Below are 24,500 nucleotides of genomic sequence, written 5' to 3'. Positions count from 1 at the left end.
TCGGAAAATTATACTATACTGCTCGCAATTAAATTTTCGGTCTGTTTCCGAGATATTCAGTTTTCGGCAGTCCGCCGGTAAGCGGAAGTGCATACTCCACAAAGGCTTGTGTTATGCCGTTGCCGTCTTTATTAATATATTCATCAGCAAGCGATTTTGTTTTTTCAGCGACGTTTTTCAGCTCTGTTCTGAACAGTTCAACGCCGTAGTTCTTGCCGCTGCCTATGCGTTTCATCGCGACCGAGCCGTTGAGTTGCGTCATCGCGAATTGAACCGCGTGTCTGCCGCACCATCTTGCTTCAGTTACATCGACAGCCGACTGCAAACCTGCGAAACTTCTCTGCAAATAGCCGAAAGTGTCTGCGCGAACGCGTTTAACTTTCAATTTTGCCTTAATCTGTGATGCGAGGAAATCAGCCAAAGCGCCGGTACCTGAAAGCTGAACGTTGCCGTGCGAGTCGCGCTCGTTTGTTTCGGTAATCTTTTCAGCCCACGTCTTGTGGTCAACATCGCTCATACCTTCGCTAACCGCGATAACACAGCGACCTAATTTTTTGTAAACCGAATCGACATCCGAAAGGAATTTATCCATTGTGATTGGTCTTTCCGGCAGATACACGAGGTGCGGGCCGTCATCGTCTCTCTGTTTGCCAAGGGCCGCTGCCGCTGTCAGGAAGCCTGCGTGGCGTCCCATTATCACATCGATTTTAATGCCCGGCAGTGCCCTGTTATCCAAATCATCGCCCATCAAAGCGCACGATACGAATTTCGCCGCTGTGCCGAAGCCGGGGCAATGGTCTGTTACGAGCAGGTCGTTGTCGATTGTCTTCGGAACGTGGAATGCCCTTAATTCATATTTCGCTTCGATAGCCATAGTATTGATGATATGGCAGGTATTGGCTGAATCGTTGCCGCCGATGTAGAAGAAATAGCGGATGTCGCGTTTCTTGAAGACATCAAGAACCTTCTTGCAATATTCAGCGTCTGGTTTGTCTCTGCTTGAGCCGAGTGCTGATGATGGGCTGGCGGCCGTAACTTCCAGTTCAGCGCCGGATATTTTCATCAGGTCTATGAAATTTTCCTTAACGATACCGCTTACAGCGTGGATAGCACCGTAGAGGTTCTGTATTTCAGGATGTTTCTTTGCTTCTTCAATAACGCCGACCAGTGATGCGTTGATAACGCCTGTTGGGCCGCCGGATTGACTTACGATTGCATTTGCTTTCGGGGCACTTGCCATTTTTATACCTTTCAAAAATCAGATTACTTAAATTTTCGGCGTATTATACATATTTGACGAAAGTTCGACAATATTTTATAATGATAAAATTAGAAAAAGGAACAGCAATGAAAATCGGCATAATTACGGACACGCACGACCATCACGTCAACGTTTTGAAAGCGATAGAGATTTTCAACACCCAGAAGGTTCAATATATCTTCCACGCCGGCGATATTGTCTCGCAATATACGGCTAATGCGTTTAAAGACTGCAAAAACGCGAAATTTATCGCGATTTACGGCAATAACGACGGCGAAAAGTTTGTCCTAAAGAGCGTAGTGGAGAGTTTTGGCGGCGAAATCTATCAGGACCCGTATTCCGGCGAAATCGGCGATAAGAAAATCTTTATGACGCACAAGCCCAGCGTTCTGGAGGAAATTATCGTCAGCCAGAAGTACGACATCATCATTTACGGCCACACACATTTTAGAGACATTCGAACTGTCGGCAGAACATTGATAATCAACCCCGGCGAAGCAACCGACTGGGTCTGCGGTAAAGGAAACCTCGTCATTCTCGACACACACAGTTTAAAAACTGAAGAATTTGCTTTATAGCTTAGTCGTGCGTGAAGACCATTTTTTGAACGTCTGTGCCTTCGATTGCTTTCAATTTCTGCTCGAGTTCTGCGCATTTTTTAGCATCGCCGGCAAGTTCCAAAATCATCAGGCCATTCGGCGAACAGAAATCCTTGCCCGCATCGTGCAGACCGAGACGTGTTTTTACATAGCATCCGAATTCTGTTAAAACCTGCTGAATCTGGCCAACGTGTTTGATTCTGTCTGTGATATGAACGCCGAGAATAATATGTGGGTCTTTAATCATAATTCATTCCTTTAAATAAAATCTGTCAGCGCGGAATTGTATCCGAACAGATGAAAAAAACAATAGGACTGTTTTTGCTATTTCAGGAATGTGCCGATGTGCTGGAGTTTATCTTTAAGTTTAACTCTGGTAATAATTCCGCTGTGTACCTGTGGGGAATACCAATATGTTTTATCAACCGGAAATCCTTTGTCTATCTTCGCCAGATTATTTTCATCAAACTTTGGCCCAATACTGAATACCGCCCATGTAACAGGCGATATTTTAGGGTCTTTGTATGAACGATACGTCTGACCTGCGCTGCACGGATAACCGTCAGCTATCCACAGATATTGAGTCGTAGGCGAACCCGAATAATCGTATCTTTTCCCGACAGCTATATATTTGTATGGAATACCGGGATTGAATTTGTCCTCGATTTTAGAATATGACACGCTGCCTGCTTGTCCGCCGGGCATATATCCGCCTTTGACAAGTTCCTGTGGAAGAGCGTACATATAAGGACGAGCTTCAGGGTTGCAATCCACACGAGTTGGCGGATAATTGCCAAAATTATCAAAAGAATAAGCCTCAAGGCCAAGACCGATGTCGGATAGTTCGGCATTAACTACAACTATTTTTGCTTGTAAACGAGCCTTTGACAATGACGGCAGAAGTACCGCAAGCAGCAAAGCTATTATTGATATAACTACCAATAATTCCGTTAGTGTAAAAGCTCGTTTTAGTTTCATCATTTTTTATTCACATCCACTTAATAAAGGATTGCTGCACTTGAGCCAATCCGCAGACATCATTGCGAAATCTTCAAAGTTCACTACGCAGTCTTTATTAATATCGCCGGCGGCAAATACGCCTGTCAAATCGCATCCGTCACCGAGAATCTGACCATTACCATCATAATTTACAACCCAAAGGCAATAACCTTCCGTATTTGGCTTCGTCCCATCTTCCTGGTCAAAAATAGCGATGATGTCAAACTGTGTGGTCAGGTTATTTGAACCTGCGGTAATTCCCGGCCCAATGCCGAGTTTAACAGGAAATGTTCTGCCCGTACCGTCTTTTACTGTTAATGTTGTATCCGGCGCCCACGAACCAGGATTGACAAAGTTTACATCTTTAACACGAACAAGTCTGCCCTGATAATATTCGCAGCCGGTTGCTCTGGTCTGGTCGAATATAAAGGCATCGCTTGAATTTTTAACCTTATCTAATTCTACAACCTCCGGCTCCGGCAGACCCGCGCCGAGTTCGACAAGTGAAATCGCAACGTCATTATCAGGGTCTGTACTATGTCGTTCGCCGAGATTGATTTTACCGGCATAAAACTTCGCAAGGCCTGTTATTTGAACCTTATCGCCTGGCATAAATCTGTGGCCGGTAACTGGATCGTGATTTAATTGGTTAACAAGAGCTGCCCACTCTTCGTTTGTATATCTGCCATAACCACCGGCATATATCATATTTTGATAATTTTGCCCCATCCACAAAGCAGTGCCCGAGTGGTCTGCTGCAACATCACCCTGAATGTACATCTGCCATTGACCGCCAGGATTACCTGTAATTTCATTATAATTCGGCGTTCCATTCAGCATATATTCCGGTCTGTTCAAAATAGTTCCCTCAACAGCAACTTTCTCCGTACTGGTTACCCACGAGCTTTTTGCTCCGCCCGTAGAATTTGGCTCCTGCAAATTCCAGTTGCTCTCCGCCAAACAAACTGTAGAAAATAACAACATAGTAATTGCCAAACTAAAGAATCTTCTTCTTCCTGCTTCTCTCATGATCTTCTTTTCCCTTTTTGCGCATAAAAAATTAAAATTCGTACTACCAACGCGCATAATAATAAGAAAAATGTATTACCGCGTCAAGGAATTTTTGTCGGTTGTCATTAAATTTTACCGATAATCCGCGGGGACAATCGCATCTCGTGAAACGTATCTCGTATTTCGCTTCACGCTTCACGAGCGACGAGATACATCACAATTGCGGGAATTTACGACCATAAAGGGTATCAAATAATTTGATAAATTTTTAAGTTTAGGTAGAATGTACTAAAAGTTTTTAGGAGGTAACTTGATGACGTTGAAATCGATTGTACAGGAACTGCCGAACAGCACTGAATATCAATCATTGCTTAAGCCGCCGAAAACAAAGGGCTTACATTCAGGCAGGGTTTTTTTGAACCCCGGTTTTGATTGCGGCCTGCACAACACCGGTAGTCAGGAAGAAATGCTGATTTTCCTGTCCGGAAAAGGCCAGGCAGTCATTGAAAAGAAAGTTATCGCCGTTGAAGCAGGACAATTTGCCTATATTCCGCCGAAAACAGAACATAATATTATCAATAATACAGATGAACCTTTAATTTATATTTTTTGTGTTGCCCCTGTAGGGACGACAGGAACGGTTACGGACACGGGAGAAAAAAAATGAGTGACATAGAGCGCATTGGAGTTTCGCTCGAAAGCGATTTGCTCAAGCTTTTCGACAAGGAAATCACGGAAAAGGGATACAAAAATCGTTCGGAAGCAATTCGTGATTTGATCCGCGAACAACTGTCGAAAGAAAAACTCGAACACAAAAGAACTCCCGCAATCGGCGCGATATACCTCGTTTACGATCATCATACTGCACACATTTCGTCAGTATTCAAAAAACTCGGCCATGACAAACCGGTCAAAACAATCTCATCAATCCACGTCTATATAGACAGGAACAACTGTCTTGAGGTTCTTTTGGTCAGGGGAATGGCGTGCGACATTAATACACTTGGCGAAAAAATGATTAGCCTTCGCGGAGTAAAACACGGATATATAAATCTCGTCGCTGTGGAAAAAGAAGAATAAAAACAGCCCGGCCATCAGGCCGTTCTGCAATTTTGATTTTTACATTTTGATTTTTGATTTATTTTATGTGTGTGCCATCATATACGCACGCAGAACTTCGCCCACGCTCCATGCCTGTGCGAAAGCGCCTCCGCAAAGATGCGGCTCGTCGCCGTCAAACACTTCACTTATGCTTCCTATGCATCCGCTGTTTGCGAAATGTTCAAGAAGAGGTTGGAGTCTGTCGATGCTTATTTTTTTGCTCTGCTTACTGTGATTATTGACTTTCAGGTACGCTTCGGTAAATCCGCCGATGAGCCACGGCCATACTGTGCCCTGATGATATGCCCTGTCGCGCTCGCTTGGCCCGCCGCGATATGTGCCGATATATTTAGCGTCGCCCGGCGCAAGAGTCCGCAGCCCGTAAGGCGTTAATAGATTTTCCTCGACACACGCTACGACCGCTTTTTGTTTTTCAATATCCAAAGGCGAGAACGGAAGCGATACCGCGAAAATCTGATTCGGCCGAACGCTTGTGTCTTTGTAATCGTTGTTTACACAATCGTAAAGGTATCGGCCATGCTGATACCAGAAACATCTGGTGAAACCGTCAGAGATTCTTTCGGACAGGTTTTGAAATCTTTCGGTCAGCACCGCGTCTTTGCCGCGATAAAATTCCGCACAATTACAAACCGCGTTGTACCACAGCGCGTTTATTTCCACAGCCTTGCCGTTGCGAGGCGTCATTACTTCACCATTACACTTTGCGTCCATCCACGTCAGTTGAGTATCGAGCGAACCGCCGGTGATTAAGCTGTCGGTGTCGGCTTTGATTCCGAATTTCGTGCCCTGCAGATAAGAATCTATAATCCAGCGAATGACCGGCATCAGTCTTGAACTGAAACCTCTTGTGTCGTTGCTGGCTTTTAGATATTTGAACGCCGCATGAATAAACCATAGCGACGCATCGATACTATTATAGCTTGCGCCGGTCTGGTCGTCGCCGAAGAAATTGGCAATCATACCTTCGTCGGCGTTGTACGCAAAGTTCAGCAGTACCGCGTTGGCATCATCGTACCTACCACAGCAAAGCAGCAGACCTTCGAGCGATATAAACGCGTCTCTGCCCCAATCGGCGAACCATGGGAAGCCGGCGATTATCGATTTTGTTTTAAGTTTTTCAACCTTCTTGTCTATAACGAACTGGTCGCCGGCCAATGCAAGCAGTTGAATAGTGTCGTCTTTTACTTTGAGATTACTTACTAATTGCTTGTGCTGTAATTTCAGGTCGTCGATTATTACATCGATATCCAGACCTATCATTTTAGAACTGAACGTGCTGTTGCCGAAGCCGGACCATAACACAATTCTTACAGGGCCGTCGATAGTTCTTCTAAAATAGCCAGGCGACCACAAATCCTCCGCATAATCGAATCCGCGTTTCTTTTCCACGCGGTAGAAGAAATTGTGCCACCATTGCTTTTCTTCGATGAAAGCCATTTCGTCGGTCGCCATCAGAAGCTGCACTTCCGGCATATCACTGTTTTTTACAATCAGAAAATCTTCTTGCAGTTCAGAGCTGAATTGCTCACTCCTCTTGCCGAGATGATGATAACTTCTCATCGCGGCCAGCGGCCTGACGTTGAATTCGAATTTTTCACGAACTAATGTAAAATTATATTCGATTGCGACAATATCAGCATCGCCTGCCAGATAAATGCTTTTGACAAGGTCGAACTGCGGCGTCGAGTAATTGAAATGCACACCAACGTCTTTACTAAAACCTTTCGGTAATACCGCAGGCTTATCCGTTGAAGGCGGGTCGAACTCGAAATGATTTAGATTGAACCTGTCGCGTTCTGTGATTATTGTTTCAAGACAGTTGGCCAGCGCAACAGTTCTGTTGATGACCGGCTTAATCGCGCCGACAAGCAGACCATGATAACGACGGGTATTTGTTCCGCAAAGACTGCCGCACGCGAAACTGCCCCGCCTGTTGGTCAGCAGCCATTCGGTGTTCACAAGCCTTTCGTACTCGGTCTTATTCGCATGTTGCGGTTTTGATATTTGAAGAGTTTGTTCAGCCACGACTCTTTTAGCTCCTATATATACTGATCACTATTGAATTTTCCCGTTAATCCGCGGGTAAGTGCTTTAAAATATTACCTTACTCTTCCAATCGCGGGAATTTACTACCCTTAAGGGTATATGAATCACTATATTACTACCTGTTCGGTCTCACTGGTTTTCTTGCGGACTTTCGGATGTTTGCCGCATCTCTTTTCGAGATTGCCAATGATGTTCATAAAATTAATATAAGAGTCATAAGGTGAATCATAAGGATTAAAATATTTATGAACATCGCCGTCTGAAAACCACTTGGTGCACATATAATAAAAATGGTCTGACGTCTGCAGCTTGCGCCAGTCAGAAAGCAATTTAACATCGCCTGCCTTTTTAATATTCTGTTCCATACGGTAAATTTCGTGCAGCGCGTTCGACTGCATCGCATTGCCCAGCCATGCCGAGACATCTCGTTCCGTATCCGCCCAGCTTATCAGCGTCGGCACATCTATTGTATCCGTTGCCGGATAAGATGCAATCGCTTCTGAAGGCGTTTTGAAATTATTATCCGGATGCTTTAATACCTCGCCTGGCAAATACCTAAGGAAATCGAATATGCCGGTATCCTCCCATTGATGTTCGCCGAAAGTTTCATAATCCATAAACAGATTGGCTACGTATCCGTTGCCGTTTATCTGATTTACCCAATTTGTGAATTTTTCCGTTTTTAAAGGCCATTCATTCCAGCCTCGGTTCGAGAATCGAAAAGCTATATCATCGCTCAATGCGTAATTTTTGAGCAAAATCTTGATTTTGCCGTCTCCCGGCGGCTTATACAGAAAATTAGGACTCCTGCCCCATAGTATTTTGTCAGCACCTTCTGTAATAACGCCATCAAAAATACCCATAGACTCCAGTTCGGCCGCTAAATCATTACTATATATTAGTTCGGTATTGCGGAAAACCCTCGGCCTTTGCCCAAAAAGCGTTTCAACTGTATCAATATGCTTAAAAATCTGGTCTCTGAACTCGCCGCGCGAGTATAAAAAGCTCAAGCTGTGATAATAAGTCTCGGCCAGAAATTCCACACAGCCGGTTCTTGCCAGCGCATCGAATGTGCTCATCACTTCCGGCGCGTAATCGGCCAGTTGTTCGAGCAAAATGCCGGTGATACTGTATGCCACGCGAAATCTGCCTTCGTGCTGTTTAATCAAATCGAGAATTACTCTGTTGGCGGGCAAATAGCATTTGTTGGCGACTTTTTGACAAATGGATTTGTTTTTGAATTCGTCAAAATATCTGTGGTCGTGATCGAAAACGGTATAGTGCCTCAACCTGAATGGCTGATGTACCTGAAAATAAAAGCAAACTGATGGCATATATATCAATCCCTTGATAACAAAATTAAATATAAAATATAAAAAAATTGGAGTCCCTGCGGGACGACTTCCTTAATTTTTCATTTTACATTTTTATTTTTTATTTTCGGTTAAACGCAGACAGCTTGTTCTATAACCTGTAAATATACCTGTTTGCATTTTTCAGCGGCGTCTTCCCATTTCAACTTCCTGACCTCATAGTTTCCATGTTCTTTGAGTGTCATTTGCAGAGGCGGGTATTTTAATACCGCGACGATTTTATTTGCGATTTCGTTTACGTCCCAAAAATCCGCTTTCAAAACGTGCGTCAGAACTTCTGAAACGCCGCTTTGTTTGCTGATTAATACCGGCACATCGTTATTGAGCGCCTCAAGCGGTGCGATGCCGAAAGGCTCTGATACGCTGGGCATAACATAAAGGTCGGCTCTTTCATAGACTTTGCGGACGTCTTCACCGCGTAAAAAGCCTGTGAACAATACTTTTCCGCCGATACCGAGTTGGGCTGCCAGTTCGATTGTTCGTTTCATCATATCGCCGGAACCTGCCATAACGAAGCGGACATTGTCCATAACTTCGAGAACCTTCTTGGCTGCGCCGAGGAAATATTCCGGGCCTTTCTGCATTGTGATTCTGCCGAGGAACAGCACGATTTTTTCATCTCTGCTGATTCCGATTTTGCCCAGTCCAAAACTGCTGCCGTTCTTTTCGATACCGTTATAAACAACTTCAACTTTGTCGCCGGCTACACCGTAGCGTGACAAAATAATATTTTTTGTAAGATAGCTGACAGCGATAATCCTGTCCGCCGCGTGCATACCTGCCCGCTCAAGATTGTAAATCATTTGATTCACATGTTCGCCGCTGCGGTCGAATTCAGTCGAGTGAACGTGAATTACCAGCGGTTTGCCGCTGATTGCCGCCACTGCGATACCGGCCGAATAAGTCATCCAGTCGTGTGCGTGAATAACATCGAAACTTTCCTGCTGCGCCAGTCTAACTGCTGCCGCGGCGTAACGATGCACTTCAGAATACATATCGCCTGCGTAATGACCGTTGTCCTGCAGATGGTCATTGTCAACAATGCCCGTCATTCTTTCTTTTTTGGTGCGGATAATCTCTTCGATTTCGCTTTGATATGATTCCGGAGTGTCATAAGGCTGCAACGGAGAATCGATGGTCTTAATCCGCAGATTTTTTATCTCTTCGGTTTCCCATTCGAGATGGCCGCCCTTGATGTCGGCTGGTGTTCGGAGATTTATATGGCTGGACATACCTTCGGCACGTACCATTCTTGGCAGAACGAACGTAATTTCCAGACCCAGTTTGCTCATAGCTTTTGTCAAACCATAGCAAGCTGTGCCAAGACCGCCACTAATGAATGGCGGGAATTCCCAACCTAACATAAACACCTTCAAGATTTACAATTCTCCGATTATAAAATAAAATTATGTATAATATGTATAATCGGTTTTTTCCCCATCTATAATTAATAAATTGTTCCTATAAAATCAATTTTCAGTATCGTCAGGCAGGCTTTTGATGGTTATAGGACGTAAAGTTATGGAAAGTCGAAAAAAAGTGTAATAAATGCTTAAAAATACAATCGAGGAAAAATATTATTAAGTTTTTAACAAAAAAAACCGACCACTATTAATTTAAAATATCTTTTTGAGATTTCAAATATTGTAGAGGTCGGTTTCGTTGTTTTCGAATCTGTAACTATTACAGATCTTGCGGCTTCAAAGTGCTGCGTCTGTTAGCCTTTGTTCTTTCGCAAGCGCCATCAAGCATACAATAAATTTTATCGCTTAAAGCGCCAAGAGCATCAGCAGATGTCATCATCTTTTTGCTCTTTACATATGCTTTGACTTTGCTTGCAACAATCAAAGACTCTTTTCCAGCTTTTTTCTTTGCCATGTTAGGATTCCTCCATGCAAATAAAACAACAATTCCTTTTTATTATCGGCTCATTACGACAGAACCGACTTACTGGACGGTATTCTGTGCCTTTATAAGACCTTTTGCAACAAAAAATTTGCGAAAAAGTACAAAATTTTGCATTTATTGGCTGTTTTACTCACTTTTTTACATTATCCGACCCTTGTTTTTGGTCGAAAACACTTTCAGAGACCGTTTTACAGCATCTTTGGACTTACTCGTTTTACGCAGTTAATACGAGCGAGCCTCTGAAAGCGAATTATGAACAGTAACGATGAAAATGTGAATAACCAGAAATCGGCTTTGGAGGACTATGTTACGGTCGCTATCGCCGAGGATGTCGATTTAGCAAATGACTATCGCGACATTCTCATTAAGAATAATATTCCCGCTATAACAGCGACGCAGAAAAGTTATTCGATGGCCGTAATTGGTATAGCGGTGATGGTGCCGGAACATCTGCTCGACCAGGCTCAAAAAATTATCGAGTCGGAGCAGGATTTCGACAATTTCTTAGACGACGCGTTCAATGATTCTGAATGGGACAACCCATACGACAACCAAAATAATTTTAACGATGGAAACGAGATTTAAATGCAAACGACATTAAATGAGGTAATAGAAGTGGAAGAATATAAAGCAGATTTAGATAGTTGTTACGCAAAGGCAAGACAGCAGACCGCTGAAAGACGTGCAAGTGCATCCGATAGAAGAATGAACCTCGACCGCCGCCGCGGCCCCGGCGTAAGACGCTCTGACGATAGGCGCGCAGCCGAAGAAGGCCAGATGACCGATGAACAGTTTACATTTGTAATGGCCGTTAACCAATATAAAAAGCAAAACAACAAACCTTTCCCAAGCTGGACAGAAGTTTTGGAAATCGTCCAAACACTCGGCTATAGAAAAGTCGCAGAGCCATGCTCAATCGGCGATTTGCAAAAACAAGACTCGCAGGAAACCGAAGAATAAATTAAAACGCGCACGTTTTATCGTTCGTAAATCCGGCGATTCAACGGGAAATAAAGACTTATAACGCTTTTTCGCAAAAATCAGAATGCGCAAGTTCTCGCAAAATTTTGATACAATTCAATATCAAAAAGAGAGTTAGCGGAATTTTCATTTTTCCCGTTTTTTTTCAAAATTGCGCGCAATATGCGCACGTTTCAGACAAAACACTCAAAAAACATTTTAAAACATTCACAAAAATCAAAATTTTCTAAAATTCACAAATTTCGCGCAGGTTTCGGCTTGCGCAAAATTTCAGGTACACTATATGTTGTATGCGCAAGTTCTGATTTAACCAAACGTGCGCGACTTTTTCGCAAAATCACGCAAGGCGCAAGTTTTGATGGTAACAAAATGAAACAAAAAGACAGTAAAATGAAGTGAATTAAACTAAATGAGCAATGAAATGCAGTAAAATCGTAAGAAATCGTAAAAGTTGAAAATGGGGTTTTGGAAAACTTGCGTTACTTTTACGCAGCCACTAAGGCACCAAGGCACTAATATTTTTTTCTTAATTTTATTTTTTATCGCTGATTACACTGACAACACGGATTTTGAAACCACGAAAACGCACGAATAGACACGAAGATTTTCTGAACGTCCAACATCGAACACTGAACATCGAACATCCAATTTGGAATTTTGATTTTATTATGTCGTTGATTTCGGCAGAAAAAAAATTTCATGAAAAACATCCATTTGTCTTTCTGCCTTATCAAACCGCTTCAACACATATATTTACGATTTCGTTTGACTTTTTAGAAACTGAAACCCGCTCGCTTACGGTCGCGGCTCTGATTGTAACGAAAATCCAATCTTCCCCGAAGGGGTCTTCGACAATCTTCAATTATTTGATGTGGTTTTTTCTGTCCATCAGCAGAATTGTCTTTGCGAACATATCGGGGCTTAATCTTTCCTTGAGCATTTTTTTCGCTTCAACAATATATGTTCTCTGACTCAAGTGTGTTACAATCACGTGTTGATTGTCAAGTTCGCCAACCATTTTTACAAAATCATCAAGGTGCATGTGTTCGCCGGCAAGCGCCCTGTCGGTATGCTCATCGGCGATGAACGTACACTCGGCAATCAGAAATTTACTCTTGGCGATGAAATCGTATTTTGAAAAATCCACATATCTCGTATCGCCCAGATACGTCGCAATCGGAGTTTCGACCGGATAATCAATCTCGATATTTTTCTTCTTCAGCTCGACAAGCTCGTGGCCGGTAAGACCGAGATATTCTTCCTTTAGCTTTTTCTTTGTTTCAATAACGGTAAAACCCAGTGAACCTTTGCAGTGTTTTGTCGCGAAAGCACGAACGAAAAGATTCGGTTTGATGAAATAGTCCTTGCCGTCTTCCATCGGAACAAGATTGGCCTGTATTCTGCTGCCGTCGAGTCTGCCCCATGTTTTGATTATATCTTCAATACAAGACAGCACATTTTCAGACGCTAAAACAGTGCCCGCTTTTTGTCCGCAGAATTTTCTGTGCGAAAGATAATACGCGATACCAGCCGCGTGGTCGATATGGCCGTGCGTGAGCAAACAATTGTTTATGCTTATAAGCTGGTCGGGCGCTTTGCCGATGTCGAAACAGACATCAAGCTGCGGTATCGACACGACAGTCTCTTCGCCCGCTACCGAGTAGCCGACGATATCGTAGTCTTCGATTTTTATTCGTGCTAAATTGTGACTGGCCATATAACAATATCAAAAATTAAATATCAAATATCAAAATTAATAGAATACTTTAGCATAATTCTATAGCTTTATAAACAAAAAAGCCTCCTGAAAATCAAGAGGCTTTAAAATATTAAATATGAATTTTTAAATCTTAAATTCGTTACGTACCTTCGGTCGGGCTTTGGTCGGCGTTTGGCTGGGCGTCGTTTGCAGCCGGTGCGATTGCTGCCGCCGCCGCGACTGGTTCGACCTTTGGCTTTTCTTCAAATAAGCCTTCGAATTTCAGGTGGTCTTCGTCCTGCACTTCGATTTTGATAACGTTCTTGCCTTTGAATTCGCCGCGGAGAATATTTTCCGAAAGCGTATCTTCAATATAACGTTCAATCGCACGACGCAATGGACGAGCTCCAAATTCAGAATTATATCCCTTCTCAATGAGGAATTCTTTTGCCGCCTGTGCGACTTCCATACGATAACCCTGTTTGGTCAGGCGTTTGAATACCTTATTGAGTTCGTATTCGACGATTGTAGTCAAATCATCCTTTGTAAGAGAATGGAATACAATCATATCATCAAGCCTGTTCAAAAATTCAGGTCTGAAGTGACGTTCGACTTCCTTATTAAGCATATCCTTCATTTTTTCGTAGTTCGCTTCAGCGGTGCGTTTGCCGAAACCGAAACCGGCCTGATTCTTAATCAGGTCTGCGCCGATGTTGCTTGTCATAATCAAAATGACGTTCTTGAAATCGATATGTCTGCCGAAACTGTCTGTCAATCGGCCTTCTTCCATAATCTGAAGAAGCATATTGTAAACATCCGAATGCGCCTTTTCGATTTCATCAAGCAGCAATACCGCATAAGGTCTGCGTCTGATACGTTCGGTAAGCTGGCCGCCTTCTTCGTAACCGACATATCCCGGAGGAGCGCCGACAAGTCTGCTGACATTGTGCTTCTCCATATATTCGCTCATATCGATTTGAATCAGAGCGTCTTCATCGCCGAACATAAATTCAGCAAGCGCTCTTGCGAGCAATGTTTTACCAACGCCGCTTGGGCCAATGAATATAAACGAACCCATCGGACGATTCGGGTCTTTCAAACCGCTTCTGCTCCTGCGAACAGCTTTGGAGATAGCCGTAACAGCCTCATCCTGGCTGACAACTCTTCTATGTAATTCGCCTTCGAGGTCGAGCAGTCTTTGCGCTTCCTGTTTTTCCAAACGCTTGAGCGGCACGCCCGTCATCTTGCTGACAACTTCAGCGATGATTTCAGTATCAACTTCGCCGGCGTTTTCTTTATTCTTATCATACCATTCCTGCTGAACCTGTGCTTTCTTATCTAAAAGTTTTTGGCACTGGTCGCGAAGCGCCGCGGCTTTTTCATAATCCGCAGTCTTCACAGCTTCGTCTTTTTCGAGCTGAATCTTTTCGATTTCCTTCTCAATCTCCGCAAGATTCGGCGGAGTCGTCATATTCTTCAAGCGGACGCACGCGCCCGCTTCATCGATAACATCGATTGCCTTATCAGGCATACATCTGCCTGTGATATATCTGCTGGAAAGCTCAACGGCCTGATAGAGCGCTTCATTGCTGAAGGTTACTCTGTGGTGAGCTTCGTATCTGTCGCGAAGACCTTTGAGAATTTCAAGAGCCTCTTCTTTGCTCGGCGGCTCAACAACGATTGTCTGGAATCTTCTTTCTAAAGCCGCGTCTTTTTCGATATATTTTCTGTACTCGTCGAAAGTCGTCGCACCGATACACTGTACTTCGCCTCTCGAAAGAGCGGGCTTCAAAACATTCGAAGCATCGATAGCGCCTTCTGCGCCGCCTGCTCCGACTAATGTATGAAGTTCATCAATGAACAGCACAACATTTTTCGCGCGTTTGACTTCGTTGATAACAGCTTTGATTCTTTCTTCAAACTGACCTCTGTACTTCGTGCCGGCAACCATCAATGCAAGGTCAAGCGATACGATTCGTTTGTCGCGAAGTATTTCGGGAACCTGCTTATCACAAATTCGCTGCGCGAGTCCTTCGACGATTGCGGTTTTACCAACGCCAGCTTCGCCGATGAGTACAGGATTGTTTTTCGTTCTTCTGCAAAGGATTTGCACAAGTCTTTCAATTTCGATTCTTCTGCCGATAACGGGGTCAAGTTCGCCTTCAGCGGCAAGCTGTGTCAGGTCTCTGCCGAAACTGTCGAGAGCGGGTGTTCTGCTCTTCTGACCGCCGGGTGCGCCTTTAGCTCCGCCGCCCATCGATGGGTCCATTTTCATATCAAGCGAAGGCATACTGTTGTCAACGCCTGCGCCGAGCAGATTCAAAACTTCCTGACGAACGTCTTCGAGTTTCAGGCCGAGATTCATAAGAACCTGTGCGGCTACGCCTTCAGTTTCGCGAAGGAGGCCGAGCAGCAGGTGTTCGGTTCCGATGTAATTATGATTGAGCGACCGAGCTTCTTCGATTGCGAACTCGATAACTTTCTTTGCGCGGGGAGTGTGCGGAAGTTTGCCCATCGTAACCATATCGGGGCCGCTCTTGACGAGCTTTTCAACTTCCAGCCGGAGTTTCTTTATATCGACATCGAGGTTTTTCAGAACATTGGCTCCGACACCCGAACCTTCTTTAACAAGTCCGAGCAGGATGTGTTCCGTGCCGATGTACTCGTGATTGAAACGCTGCGCTTCCTGATTTGCCAGCGCCATTACCTTCCGTGCTCTGTCCGTGAAACGTTCAAACATATTTTACCTCATAAGCTGTGTATTGATTCTAATGACCAATTCTAAATCTTAAGTATTCAATTTTCAATGATAACCTTACTTTATAATGTTTTAATTGCCGTAAGGTTCATTTTATCGGACGACAATCCGACAATAACCACATTTATATTGGTATCAAGTGAGTTATCGACTAAAGAAGACCATCACTGAATGAAAAAAACGCCTTTTTTCGCCATTCTAATCACAAGACATCCCTAATAGATAAATCAAATATCAAAATGCAAAAATCAAAATTTTTGAACGGCTTTTGGCCGGACTTTTTAAATATAGTGCAATGAGCGTACCATTATCGGAAAGATGCGAAAAAACAGGTTTAACCTATGAAATCTTCAATCTACAATCTTCAATCTTCAATTTGTCTGGCAGTAACTGCCAAAATCCCCTGCCGTTATGGCTGTTCCACAATTCAAAATTAAGCATTAAGAATTAAAAATTCTACCTGCGGAAGTTATTTACAGAACACCATTCTCAATGACACGATTAGCAAAAACACGCCGAATATTTTTTTTAGGATATGTTCGGGAATGCCGACGGCGAATTTAGCACCGATAAGGCCGCCAATCAAAAAACCGATGCACATCAAGCCGGCGATTTTTAAATCCACGTAGCCCTTCTGATAATACATCCACGCAGCCAAAATGCCGATAGGCGGAACCATCATCGCCAGCGTAGTGCCCTGCGCGGTGTATTGCGACATTCCAAATAGTAAAACCAGAGCGGGGATAATCAGCGTCGCCCCGCCGATACCGACAAGACCACTCAAAATTCCCGCGCAAAGACCCAAAAGCAGATAAAGACTAATATTGAACATTCCAATTCCTTTCGTAAATCTTTGTAACAATTTAGCCGTATGGTTTTTGTAGGGGCAGACCTGCGTGTCTGCCCAAAAGGGCGAACACATAGGTTCGCCCCTACATTCGGCTAAAGTATTACAAATCTTTTGATTTTATAAAACAGGCGTGTATTATATAGGAAAATCAGCGTCAGGAAAGTAGTAAAAATGTTCGAAAAATTTTATAGGGCGGTGTTCTTTTCCATATTCGCGGCTGTCGGTATATTGGCTGTTTCGCTTGCCGTACTCGGGCCGGAGTGGAAGAATCTCTATAAAATCAAAGCTGCCGCGGCGATTTCCGAGCAGAACAATACCAAAATCACCCGGCTTTTGGCCGACCATCAGGAGCTAATTAGTCTGATAAACACCGACCCGAACGTCTTGCGACGCCTGGCCGCGGTTGAGCTTGGCCGGGATGTCAACGACCCAAACGACATAGCCGCCCAGATTACCGCTGACTTCCTTTCGCAGGCGAAATTTGTCGTCGATGAGGTCGAAAATCCCGATATTGCCGTTCCGCAGACGCCACACTGGCTGATTCGCGCGACGCTTAATTCATCCCGTGTAGTATTATTCGCTTCCGGAGCAGGCCTGATATTAGTTTCGTTCGTCTGCTTCAGCGCACCGGAGCAAAAAAACGCCCGCAAATCGGACAGAGCCTGATGCAGATTGGAAAGTTAAATTTCAAATGGCCGATGCTGCAAGCGGCACTTAGCGGATACACCGACCGCGCAATGCGAGTTCTTGCCCGTCGATTCGGATGCGAACTGACCTTCAGCGGCGTTATGCTCGACAAATCAGCCTGTCATAAATCCGTAATGCGGATGAAAAATTATCAAATCAAAGACGACGACCATCCCATCGGCGGCCAACTTTTAGGCACAGACCCGAAAATTATGGCTCAAGCCGCGCTGAATTTCGTCACGCAGGGTTATGACGTTATCGATTTAAACTTTGCCTGCCCCGCTCCGAAAGTCCTGCGGAGAGGACGAGGCGGCGCAATGATGGGCAATCCAAATTTAGTAATCGAAATTTTCAAAACGGTCAGAGATGTCGTGAAACTTCCGCTGATGATTAAATTGCGAATCGGCATCGACGAAACCGAAGGTGCGCGTGAAGATTTCTGGAAAATATGCGAAAACACTATCGCAGGCGGTGTTGATGCGCTAATCGTCCACGGCAGAACGACCTCGCAGTATTTCAGGGGCAAAGCCGACTGGACGGTTATCGCCGAGCTGAAGAAAAAATATCCGCAGACGACAATCATCGGCAGCGGAGATTTGTTCGAGCCAGTGGACATAATCGCAAAGATGAAAACCACCGGCATTGACGGCGTAGCGATTGCCCGCGGCGTTATCGGCAGGCCGTGGATTTTTAAAGAGATAATCGACCTGCTCGAAGGCAAAACAGAAATTTACAAGCCGGATGTTCAGGAACAGGGACGAATTATTCTCGACCATCTCGATTTGCTCGGCGAACTCTACGAGCCGAAGAAGCGGGTGTGGTATTTCCGAAAATTCCTCGCCCATTACAGCAAATACCACATGGGCGAAAAAAGAAAGCTGAAAATGCAGCTCGTAACCGCCCACGATGAAGAGCAGTTAAGAGCGGTAATCAAAAATTACTATGGCGTTTAATATATGTAAAAAATTTAGTGCCTTTGTGCCTTTGTGGCTATATACTAATGAAATATGGTGAAAGACGATAAAAAACCCAAACACATTCCAAAGATGGAAAACAAAAAAGCTTTTTTCAATTACGAAATAGTTGAAAAAATCGAGGCGGGTATGTCGCTTCAGGGCAGTGAGGTGAAATCGCTCCGCCTTGGTGGCGCAGATTTGATGGGGTCTTTTGCCAGAATAGACAGTATGGAATGCTGGCTTATGGGCTGTAATATCGCGCCGTACAAAGAGGCGAACCTTCGCAATCACGAACCGCTGCGGAAACGAAAACTGCTGCTGCATAAAAAACAAATTCTGAAAATCTCAAACAAGCTCCAGCAGAAAGGCCTGACTTTGGTTCCGCTTCGGATTTATTTTAACGACCACGGTATGGCGAAAATAGAACTTGCGCTGGCGACCGGAAAACGACAATATGATAAGCGTGAAAAACTTAAACAAAGACAGCAAAAAGGCGATATGGATAGAGGCCTGAAAAAATATAAACGATGATGTTAACCACGAATGAACACGAATTGACACGAAATAAAAATTTATTAGGAGTATATTATGGCAGATGAAAAGAAAATTATAGTTGATGAAGACTGGAAGAACAAAGCGCAAAAGGAAAAAGAAACCGCAGCGGAAAAATGCGGATGCGGACAAGACCACGCGGCCGGTCAGCACAAACTTCCGCCGGGCGACATTAACGCTTTAATAAGTTTGCTTGCGACGCAGGCGATGTATTCGCTCGGTCTTATCGCAACTGAAAAAGGTCAGGAACCTGCAAAGGATTTGCAGCTGGCGAAATTCAATATTGATATCCTTGATTCTCTTGAGCAGAAAACAAAAGGCAATCTGACGGAGCAGGAACAGTCCTTTATATCAACAACATTATCGCAGCTAAGAATGGCGTTTGTTGAAATGTCGAAATAATGCCAATTGGCATTTTTTGCTCTCGCGTTTTGAGATTTGTAATTTTTTCGGCAGGCTTCGCTTACCCGCGGAGTATGTGTTAGAATTGATTCGAATCAAATAATATGGCTAATATACTCAAAGAAATAATCGACCACAAACGACAGGAAGTCGCGCAGCAAAAAGTATCTGTTCCAGTTGAGCAGTACAAAGAGCAGATAAAAACTCTGCCCAAATGCCGCAATTTCCATCAGGCCGTTACGAAACAAAATCCGCGAGGCATAAATATTATCGCGGAGGTAAAAAAGGCTTCGCCTTCTGCGGGTCTTATTCGTCCGGACTTCGACCCCGTTGCAATCGCGAAGATTTATGAACGATGCGGCGCAGACGCTATCAGCGTTTTGACGGATGAAAAATATTTTCAGGGCAAACTCGAATATCTGACGCAGGTGAAGAACGCTGTTTCGATTCCTGTGCTGCGAAAAGATTTCGTTATTGACGAGTATCAGATTTATCAGGCGCGTGCGGCGGGCGCCGATGCGATACTGCTGATTGCCGAGGCGTTCGAGCCAACCGAAGGCAAATTTCTCGACCTAATGATTCTCGCGGCCGAGCTTTCACTTACGATTCTGCTTGAGGTTCATTCGGCTGATTCACTTCTCCGAGCAAGGAGTATGATTGGTTTTCCGAAAGCGCATTACAGCGTAATCGGAATAAACAACCGCAATCTTGAAACGATGCAGGTAGATTTGAATACAACGATAAGACTTGCCGAGCTTGCGGATGTGAGCAAAGGACTCGTTACGGAAAGCGGATTTAAAACAAGAGCAGACGTCGAAAAAGTCAAACGCTTCGGCATCTCGGCGATTCTGATTGGCGAAACACTCTGCAAGACTCCCGACATCGCAGTGAAATTCGCCGAGCTTTTCCACTGATATTTACCGAGACGTTACTTTCAGACTGTCATAAGTTGCCTGGGCATCGTTCAGGAAACTCTGAACTTTCTGTTCGTTGACAGGCACATCATCGCCAAATCGTTTTTTCATACTCAACGCGAATTGCGCATCCTGAATCATACTTTTAAGGGCTTTCATCGCCTGCACGCGCGAGTGCGTCGCATCGAGCTGTTTGATTCCCAAATCGATAGACGCGTTCAATTTTTCCAATCTCTGCGATATTCTATCATATAACTCCCGCGCCTTTGCCATTGAATTGTCTGTGATTATTTTTGCGGCTGCCGCGTTACAATCTGCCAGTAAATCCTGTCTGCTGGCATAAATTTTATCCGCCATTCCGCAATCGACGGCGTCTTTAGCCGGCAGAGTCAGCAGTTCGCCTTTTTTCGACCAGGTTTTCACGACAACATCGTTTGGCTTTTTATTTACAGAATCAATAAATGCGCGTTTTCCATTCTCTTTTATTTCCAAGACTTCGATATCTTTATTTTCCATCGCAATCGCGAGATTCGCAGGCCGGTTTTTTTCCGACGCCAGCGAAGCCATATAATTACGCCAAGCCGAACTCATTTTCTCTCCAACAGTATCACCCAACGCCGATTTCATATCAGTCGGCATACCGTTGCTATCAATAGAAATCATCGTCGCTGCGCCGATTACTGTGCCCGGCGCCATATAAATTTTATCGCACGCCATCGCAAGCACCGCCGCGGCCGAATGTGCTCCGCCGTTTTTGCCGCCATTAATATACGTGTAAACATCGCAGTATTTACAATCCTTCACCGCTGCGCACATCCGCTTGCACAAATCAACTCTTCCGCCCGGCGAATCAATCTCCAGCAAAATGAATAACGGCCCTGCCGCGACCGATTTTTTTAGAAATTCTTCAAAGGCGGTGGTTTCCATTCCCGCCATGATGTCGCTGACTTCTATGAGTACAAACGAATTGTTCCTGCCGGTTGCGTTACGTGTGATGGTAAAGTCAGACAGGTTGATTTTTACGATTCCTTTTTCCGTCGTGTTTGCATCGAAAAGGCCTGCGCTTTCCGCACCTGTCAGATAACCGTGATAAGTTTCGCCGGTTTTTTTATCAACTATCGTATCAGCGGAACCAAAAGACGCCGCCAGACAGATAACGATTATCGCGAAATTCATTAATGTTTTCATATTTGCTCCTGTTTGGTATTAATCCGTTGATTTTAACATTCCAGCCTTTATTTTCCAAATATATTTTATGGACAGATTATAGAAATGTTAGATGCGCTATGTCGGAAAACTCCTCGTTTTTGACAAAAAAATCAGATTATCGATGTTACCTGATTGATAGCCTTGATGATTTCGGAAATATCGGACGAATCGGTAAGGCAGAAATCGTAGCCCTTTTTCAGTACCGCCGCGATTTCATTTTCTTTAAGACCCTCGGCGAAAGCGATGACTTTTGTGGTTTGCAGTTCCGAGTTGTTGCGTATGTTTTTGCAGATATGGTCTGCGTCAATGCTGGCCGCTGTAAGATTCACAAGGATAACGTGCGGCTCGAATTTCTGTGCGATGAGGCCGGCATCAAATCCGCTACCTGCGGTTTCAACATCGTACACCGGCATTTTGCGAAGTTCAGCCGCGGTGTTATTGGCAAGTTCCCAGTCGCTGTCAACGATAAGCACTCGGATTTTGTCGTGCTCAAGCTGGTCGGTCGGCATATTATGGCTTTTCATGAAGCGCAGCAGTTCGGATGCGGGGATTCGTCTGTCCCTGCCGCCGGGGATGCGATAGCCCTTTAGCTGGCCGCTGTCGAACCATTTCGTTACTGTTCGCGGCGCAACTTTACAAATCTGGGCAACCTGGCCTGTTGTTAAAATGTCTTTTCGCTTACCGTTCATAATTTTCCATATTCTAAATTCCGCGTGTAAATAGAGCGATTTTAAATACTTATAAACCGCTGATGCCACACGAGGAATGTTATCAAAGTCATTGTCTATTCTTTTTTCGACCTAAAGGGTGCCTAATTTAACACAACTTCTGAAATTTACCATATAAAACTTTGCCTATTTTTCCAGCACTCACATAAACCATTGCCAAGTTACCTCAAACACTTCCTAACTACCTAAAAACCTCCAAAAAGAGGATATTCCTGCTTGACTTTCGGTCTAATGCGATTATAATTATCGGACTTTAACATTTTGCAGCTTTGGAGAAATGCAGAGGAGATTAGTTTACCCTGCTTTTTTGGTATGTAGTTTTGGTTTAAATCAATCACAATGATTTTTCAGGAGAATGCAAGATGAAGATTACAACGATAATGTTGGTGGCAGTAATTTTTATATCAATTGCTGATGCGGCGAGCTGGCAATTGTATTCCACGGTTGACCCGGGCGGCGGAGCAAACTTGCCAAACACGCTAATGGCCCTCAATCCTCAAACCGGCGAACAAACACAGATTGGGCCGCAAGGAGACACGCCGGCAGAGTTTGCACTTGACTTTGATACCGTTTCGGGTTTTTTGTACGGAGTTGCATATACAGATTACCATATTATAAACAAGATAAACATTTCTACGGGACAATCAAGTGTAGCAGCAACGCTCCAAGAAAGTATCCAGGCACTGGCTTTTTCACCAGATGGTACGCTCTATGGCATTTCAGAAAGGAATATTCTTGGGACGATAAATCTCGGAGCCAGTACCTTTTCACAAATAGCAACATTGGACATACCCGGCATGGCAGCAGGAATAGATTTTTCCCCACAAGGCGAACTCTATCTTGTGGACATGTCTGGTTACAATATGTGGTTACGTGTGGTCAACGAAACATCTGGGGAAATCATAAACAGCATCCCCATTACAGGTAATTGGGCTGTTGGTGATATAGATTTTGCTCCTGATGGATATATATATCACACAAATTATAGTTGGTGGCTAATGAAAATTGATACATTAACAGGCATACAAGCAGGAGTTGGTTCTGGAGAACTGGGACCTCTTGGCGGAATTGTTTCACTGCAAAATGGCTGCTCCGGCGGAAATGAAGCATCAATAAATCTTAACGGCGAATACTGGTTTGGCAGTTTAAAGGCAAATACGCTTCCTTTCAGTAAGCAAGGAACTGTAACAATCTCCGGAAATCATTGGGTGCAGCAGTGGGAAGATAATTATGGGAGTCACAGTTTTATAAAAAACTTTACAACAAGTAAGGTTTCGGATGGTTCATATAATATCAATTTCCCGACTGGCACATATAATATCGCATGGAATGGAAATATGATGGTACACACCGATAACACAGCAGACTCTTTCGGATATATGGGCATAGACATAATGATTCGCAAGGCCGAGAATGCCAATATGACCAGCGTGGTCGGCGAATATGGCGTCTTTGGACACTCGCTTGATTATGTAGGCGACTGGGACATTAGCTGGGATGAGGATGCGTGGGGCACGTTCGTTTTGCGTACAGATCACCAGTTATGCGGTACCTCGACAGACAGCAAAGGGGATACCGGCGGGGGCTGTATGAATTGGGACATGAACAGCGTAACTACTATGATAAGAATGTATTCGCCGGATAGTGTAAATTATGCAATGCCGTGCAAAGGCGGGCTCGTACTTGCCGCTACTACTGAACATGACGACGGCGGCGGAATGAGCTATGAATTATTTGTGCGGGAAACCACTAATCCTATTACTTTTGCCGAGATGGCAGGAACTTATCAGGTTCGTTTTCTTGAAACAGGCCCGGGAACAGGCGACGTTTACACATGCAGTCAGGGAAGATGCGTTATCGGAAACGACGGCAGTATGTCTATTGATGCGTATTACTCCGACGGCGAACACGACGTGTTTACCACTGCATATACATTCTTTCCAGGTCAGGCAGTAGATCTCAATGGCGATGGTATTCCTGATGAAACCGCGAGTAATCTAATCTCTCTTGATGACGATGATGTTTCCGATGGAATTATCAGTCCCGACAAAAATTTGATATTGATTCCGGAATACAAATGTTCCGATCCTCGCACAAACGATGATTGGATTGGAGGAATATTGTTGATTCGCGAAATACCGGAAGCCGAAGCGGATTTGAATGGCGATAGCAATGTAGATTTCGGCGACCTCGCTGTTTTTGTGGAACAATGGCTTTGCGAAGAAGTAAATTCGGATTTCTATCAGACAGACCTGCAACATATTGTGAATTTTTTGGATTTCAATGTTCTCGCTAATAATTGGCCAGACAGCACCGGCAAATTGGCTGATTTTGCAGGCGATTGGTTAAAACGTGATGCGTACAATGCCGACATCGCCGGAGGTGATAGCTTCGTTGATTTCCTCGATTTCGCAGCCTTTGCCGAAAACTGGATGAAATAGAAAA

The 24,500-nt window shown here is 44.2% G+C and carries 24 protein-coding genes; 11 read left to right on the top strand and 13 right to left on the bottom strand.

The genetic code is table 11. The annotated features are described in order from the left end of the window. Nucleotides 1–28 precede the first annotated feature (28 nt). Nucleotides 29–1,240, bottom strand: coding sequence for a 6-phosphofructokinase (locus tag LLF92_02135; GenBank protein ID MCE5339916.1), 1,212 nt, complete (start codon nucleotides 1,238–1,240; stop codon nucleotides 29–31). Nucleotides 1,241–1,347: 107 nt separating this feature from the next. Between LLF92_02135 and LLF92_02130 the strand changes: the two genes are divergently transcribed. Further along, nucleotides 1,348–1,839 (top strand): metallophosphoesterase, encoded by a 492-nt coding sequence (locus tag LLF92_02130; protein ID MCE5339915.1) that lies wholly within the window; start codon nucleotides 1,348–1,350, stop codon nucleotides 1,837–1,839. 1 nt (nucleotide 1,840) lies between these two features. Here LLF92_02130 and LLF92_02125 read toward each other — a convergent pair whose 3' ends face one another. From LLF92_02125 to LLF92_02115, 3 genes are all read right to left on the bottom strand, one after another. Then, the gene (locus LLF92_02125) at nucleotides 1,841–2,107 is read right to left on the bottom strand and encodes a hypothetical protein (protein MCE5339914.1); all 267 of its coding nucleotides are present in this window, start codon (nucleotides 2,105–2,107) and stop codon (nucleotides 1,841–1,843) included. A gap of 77 nt (nucleotides 2,108–2,184) precedes the next feature. Next, the gene (locus LLF92_02120) at nucleotides 2,185–2,841 is read right to left on the bottom strand and encodes a type II secretion system GspH family protein (protein MCE5339913.1); all 657 of its coding nucleotides are present in this window, start codon (nucleotides 2,839–2,841) and stop codon (nucleotides 2,185–2,187) included. 3 nt (nucleotides 2,842–2,844) lie between these two features. Further along, on the bottom strand, nucleotides 2,845–3,888 hold the full coding sequence (locus LLF92_02115; GenBank protein ID MCE5339912.1) for a hypothetical protein: 1,044 nt from the start codon (nucleotides 3,886–3,888) through the stop codon (nucleotides 2,845–2,847). Between the two features lie 295 nt (nucleotides 3,889–4,183). Here LLF92_02115 and LLF92_02110 point away from each other — a divergent pair, with 295 nt between their 5' ends. Then, nucleotides 4,184–4,537, top strand: a complete 354-nt coding sequence (locus LLF92_02110) for a cupin domain-containing protein (protein ID MCE5339911.1) — start codon at nucleotides 4,184–4,186, stop codon at nucleotides 4,535–4,537. Further along, nucleotides 4,534–4,950, top strand: a complete 417-nt coding sequence (gene nikR, locus LLF92_02105; protein ID MCE5339910.1) for a nickel-responsive transcriptional regulator NikR — start codon at nucleotides 4,534–4,536, stop codon at nucleotides 4,948–4,950. Before LLF92_02110 ends, nikR begins: the two co-directional genes overlap by 4 nt. A gap of 63 nt (nucleotides 4,951–5,013) precedes the next feature. Here nikR and LLF92_02100 read toward each other — a convergent pair whose 3' ends face one another. The 4 genes from LLF92_02100 to LLF92_02085 form a co-directional block, all read right to left on the bottom strand. Continuing rightward, nucleotides 5,014–7,017: an amylo-alpha-1,6-glucosidase gene (locus LLF92_02100; protein MCE5339909.1), complete on the bottom strand. Its 2,004-nt coding sequence runs from the start codon at nucleotides 7,015–7,017 to the stop codon at nucleotides 5,014–5,016. Nucleotides 7,018–7,145: 128 nt separating this feature from the next. Further along, nucleotides 7,146–8,372 carry a glycoside hydrolase family 57 protein gene (locus LLF92_02095; protein MCE5339908.1) on the bottom strand — a complete coding sequence of 409 codons (1,227 nt, stop codon included), beginning with the start codon at nucleotides 8,370–8,372 and terminating at the stop codon, nucleotides 7,146–7,148. A gap of 110 nt (nucleotides 8,373–8,482) precedes the next feature. Continuing rightward, entirely contained in the window at nucleotides 8,483–9,775 is a 1,293-nt protein-coding gene (locus tag LLF92_02090) for a glycosyltransferase family 4 protein (GenBank protein MCE5339907.1), read from the bottom strand. Between the two features lie 319 nt (nucleotides 9,776–10,094). Further along, nucleotides 10,095–10,289, bottom strand: coding sequence for a hypothetical protein (locus LLF92_02085; GenBank protein ID MCE5339906.1), 195 nt, complete (start codon nucleotides 10,287–10,289; stop codon nucleotides 10,095–10,097). Nucleotides 10,290–10,571: 282 nt separating this feature from the next. Between LLF92_02085 and LLF92_02080 the strand changes: the two genes are divergently transcribed. Next, the gene (locus LLF92_02080; GenBank protein MCE5339905.1) at nucleotides 10,572–10,904 is read left to right on the top strand and encodes a hypothetical protein; all 333 of its coding nucleotides are present in this window, start codon (nucleotides 10,572–10,574) and stop codon (nucleotides 10,902–10,904) included. After that, nucleotides 10,905–11,279: a hypothetical protein gene (locus LLF92_02075; GenBank protein ID MCE5339904.1), complete on the top strand. Its 375-nt coding sequence runs from the start codon at nucleotides 10,905–10,907 to the stop codon at nucleotides 11,277–11,279. A gap of 883 nt (nucleotides 11,280–12,162) precedes the next feature. Here the strand turns inward: LLF92_02075 and LLF92_02070 are convergent. The 3 genes from LLF92_02070 to LLF92_02060 all read right to left on the bottom strand — a co-directional run bounded on the left by LLF92_02070 (nucleotide 12,163) and on the right by LLF92_02060 (nucleotide 16,589). After that, nucleotides 12,163–13,017: a hypothetical protein gene (locus LLF92_02070; protein MCE5339903.1), complete on the bottom strand. Its 855-nt coding sequence runs from the start codon at nucleotides 13,015–13,017 to the stop codon at nucleotides 12,163–12,165. Nucleotides 13,018–13,159: 142 nt separating this feature from the next. Beyond that, on the bottom strand, nucleotides 13,160–15,739 hold the full coding sequence (locus tag LLF92_02065; GenBank protein ID MCE5339902.1) for an ATP-dependent Clp protease ATP-binding subunit: 2,580 nt from the start codon (nucleotides 15,737–15,739) through the stop codon (nucleotides 13,160–13,162). A 487-nt stretch (nucleotides 15,740–16,226) separates the two neighbouring features. Continuing rightward, on the bottom strand, nucleotides 16,227–16,589 hold the full coding sequence (locus LLF92_02060; protein ID MCE5339901.1) for a sulfite exporter TauE/SafE family protein: 363 nt from the start codon (nucleotides 16,587–16,589) through the stop codon (nucleotides 16,227–16,229). A gap of 189 nt (nucleotides 16,590–16,778) precedes the next feature. Between LLF92_02060 and LLF92_02055 the strand changes: the two genes are divergently transcribed. From LLF92_02055 to trpC, 5 genes are all read left to right on the top strand, one after another. After that, nucleotides 16,779–17,273, top strand: coding sequence for a hypothetical protein (locus tag LLF92_02055; protein MCE5339900.1), 495 nt, complete (start codon nucleotides 16,779–16,781; stop codon nucleotides 17,271–17,273). Next, nucleotides 17,273–18,247, top strand: a complete 975-nt coding sequence (locus LLF92_02050) for a tRNA-dihydrouridine synthase family protein (protein ID MCE5339899.1) — start codon at nucleotides 17,273–17,275, stop codon at nucleotides 18,245–18,247. Before LLF92_02055 ends, LLF92_02050 begins: the two co-directional genes overlap by 1 nt. A gap of 54 nt (nucleotides 18,248–18,301) precedes the next feature. Further along, the gene (gene smpB / locus LLF92_02045; protein MCE5339898.1) at nucleotides 18,302–18,781 is read left to right on the top strand and encodes an SsrA-binding protein SmpB; all 480 of its coding nucleotides are present in this window, start codon (nucleotides 18,302–18,304) and stop codon (nucleotides 18,779–18,781) included. Between the two features lie 57 nt (nucleotides 18,782–18,838). Next, the gene (locus LLF92_02040) at nucleotides 18,839–19,204 is read left to right on the top strand and encodes a DUF1844 domain-containing protein (GenBank protein ID MCE5339897.1); all 366 of its coding nucleotides are present in this window, start codon (nucleotides 18,839–18,841) and stop codon (nucleotides 19,202–19,204) included. Between the two features lie 104 nt (nucleotides 19,205–19,308). Then, nucleotides 19,309–20,118, top strand: coding sequence for an indole-3-glycerol phosphate synthase TrpC (gene trpC / locus LLF92_02035; GenBank protein ID MCE5339896.1), 810 nt, complete (start codon nucleotides 19,309–19,311; stop codon nucleotides 20,116–20,118). Nucleotides 20,119–20,121: 3 nt separating this feature from the next. Here trpC and LLF92_02030 read toward each other — a convergent pair whose 3' ends face one another. Both LLF92_02030 and LLF92_02025 read right to left on the bottom strand, forming a co-directional pair. Next, complete coding sequence (locus LLF92_02030; GenBank protein ID MCE5339895.1) at nucleotides 20,122–21,306, bottom strand: hypothetical protein; 1,185 nt, start codon at nucleotides 21,304–21,306, stop codon at nucleotides 20,122–20,124. A gap of 131 nt (nucleotides 21,307–21,437) precedes the next feature. Continuing rightward, a complete protein-coding gene (locus tag LLF92_02025) occupies nucleotides 21,438–22,016 on the bottom strand; it encodes a helix-turn-helix domain-containing protein (GenBank protein MCE5339894.1) in 579 nt (192 codons plus the stop codon). A gap of 401 nt (nucleotides 22,017–22,417) precedes the next feature. Between LLF92_02025 and LLF92_02020 the strand changes: the two genes are divergently transcribed. Then, nucleotides 22,418–24,496, top strand: coding sequence for a hypothetical protein (locus tag LLF92_02020; protein MCE5339893.1), 2,079 nt, complete (start codon nucleotides 22,418–22,420; stop codon nucleotides 24,494–24,496). The last annotated feature ends 4 nt before the right edge of the window (nucleotides 24,497–24,500 follow it).

Source organism: Planctomycetaceae bacterium, assembly GCA_021371795.1.
Classification (GTDB): Bacteria; Planctomycetota; Phycisphaerae; order Sedimentisphaerales; family UBA12454; genus UBA12454.
The sequence above is the reverse complement of the archived record's forward strand: the minus strand, read 5'-3'. Positions and strand labels throughout refer to the sequence as shown.

Coding starts and splice junctions, on each gene's coding strand:
- LLF92_02085 (MCE5339906.1), bottom strand. CDS start 10,289: ATGGCAAAGAAAAAAGCTGGAAAAGAGTCTTTGATTGTTGCAAGCAAA.
- LLF92_02020 (MCE5339893.1), top strand. CDS start 22,418: ATGAAGATTACAACGATAATGTTGGTGGCAGTAATTTTTATATCAATT.
- nikR (MCE5339910.1), top strand. CDS start 4,534: ATGAGTGACATAGAGCGCATTGGAGTTTCGCTCGAAAGCGATTTGCTC.
- LLF92_02110 (MCE5339911.1), top strand. CDS start 4,184: ATGACGTTGAAATCGATTGTACAGGAACTGCCGAACAGCACTGAATAT.
- LLF92_02095 (MCE5339908.1), bottom strand. CDS start 8,372: ATGCCATCAGTTTGCTTTTATTTTCAGGTACATCAGCCATTCAGGTTG.
- LLF92_02115 (MCE5339912.1), bottom strand. CDS start 3,888: ATGAGAGAAGCAGGAAGAAGAAGATTCTTTAGTTTGGCAATTACTATG.
- LLF92_02065 (MCE5339902.1), bottom strand. CDS start 15,739: ATGTTTGAACGTTTCACGGACAGAGCACGGAAGGTAATGGCGCTGGCA.
- LLF92_02120 (MCE5339913.1), bottom strand. CDS start 2,841: ATGATGAAACTAAAACGAGCTTTTACACTAACGGAATTATTGGTAGTT.
- LLF92_02090 (MCE5339907.1), bottom strand. CDS start 9,775: ATGTTAGGTTGGGAATTCCCGCCATTCATTAGTGGCGGTCTTGGCACA.
- trpC (MCE5339896.1), top strand. CDS start 19,309: ATGGCTAATATACTCAAAGAAATAATCGACCACAAACGACAGGAAGTC.
- LLF92_02060 (MCE5339901.1), bottom strand. CDS start 16,589: ATGTTCAATATTAGTCTTTATCTGCTTTTGGGTCTTTGCGCGGGAATT.
- LLF92_02025 (MCE5339894.1), bottom strand. CDS start 22,016: ATGAACGGTAAGCGAAAAGACATTTTAACAACAGGCCAGGTTGCCCAG.
- LLF92_02075 (MCE5339904.1), top strand. CDS start 10,905: ATGCAAACGACATTAAATGAGGTAATAGAAGTGGAAGAATATAAAGCA.
- LLF92_02130 (MCE5339915.1), top strand. CDS start 1,348: ATGAAAATCGGCATAATTACGGACACGCACGACCATCACGTCAACGTT.
- LLF92_02070 (MCE5339903.1), bottom strand. CDS start 13,017: ATGGCCAGTCACAATTTAGCACGAATAAAAATCGAAGACTACGATATC.
- LLF92_02135 (MCE5339916.1), bottom strand. CDS start 1,240: ATGGCAAGTGCCCCGAAAGCAAATGCAATCGTAAGTCAATCCGGCGGC.
- LLF92_02050 (MCE5339899.1), top strand. CDS start 17,273: ATGCAGATTGGAAAGTTAAATTTCAAATGGCCGATGCTGCAAGCGGCA.
- LLF92_02030 (MCE5339895.1), bottom strand. CDS start 21,306: ATGAAAACATTAATGAATTTCGCGATAATCGTTATCTGTCTGGCGGCG.
- smpB (MCE5339898.1), top strand. CDS start 18,302: ATGGTGAAAGACGATAAAAAACCCAAACACATTCCAAAGATGGAAAAC.
- LLF92_02040 (MCE5339897.1), top strand. CDS start 18,839: ATGGCAGATGAAAAGAAAATTATAGTTGATGAAGACTGGAAGAACAAA.
- LLF92_02080 (MCE5339905.1), top strand. CDS start 10,572: ATGAACAGTAACGATGAAAATGTGAATAACCAGAAATCGGCTTTGGAG.
- LLF92_02125 (MCE5339914.1), bottom strand. CDS start 2,107: ATGATTAAAGACCCACATATTATTCTCGGCGTTCATATCACAGACAGA.
- LLF92_02055 (MCE5339900.1), top strand. CDS start 16,779: ATGTTCGAAAAATTTTATAGGGCGGTGTTCTTTTCCATATTCGCGGCT.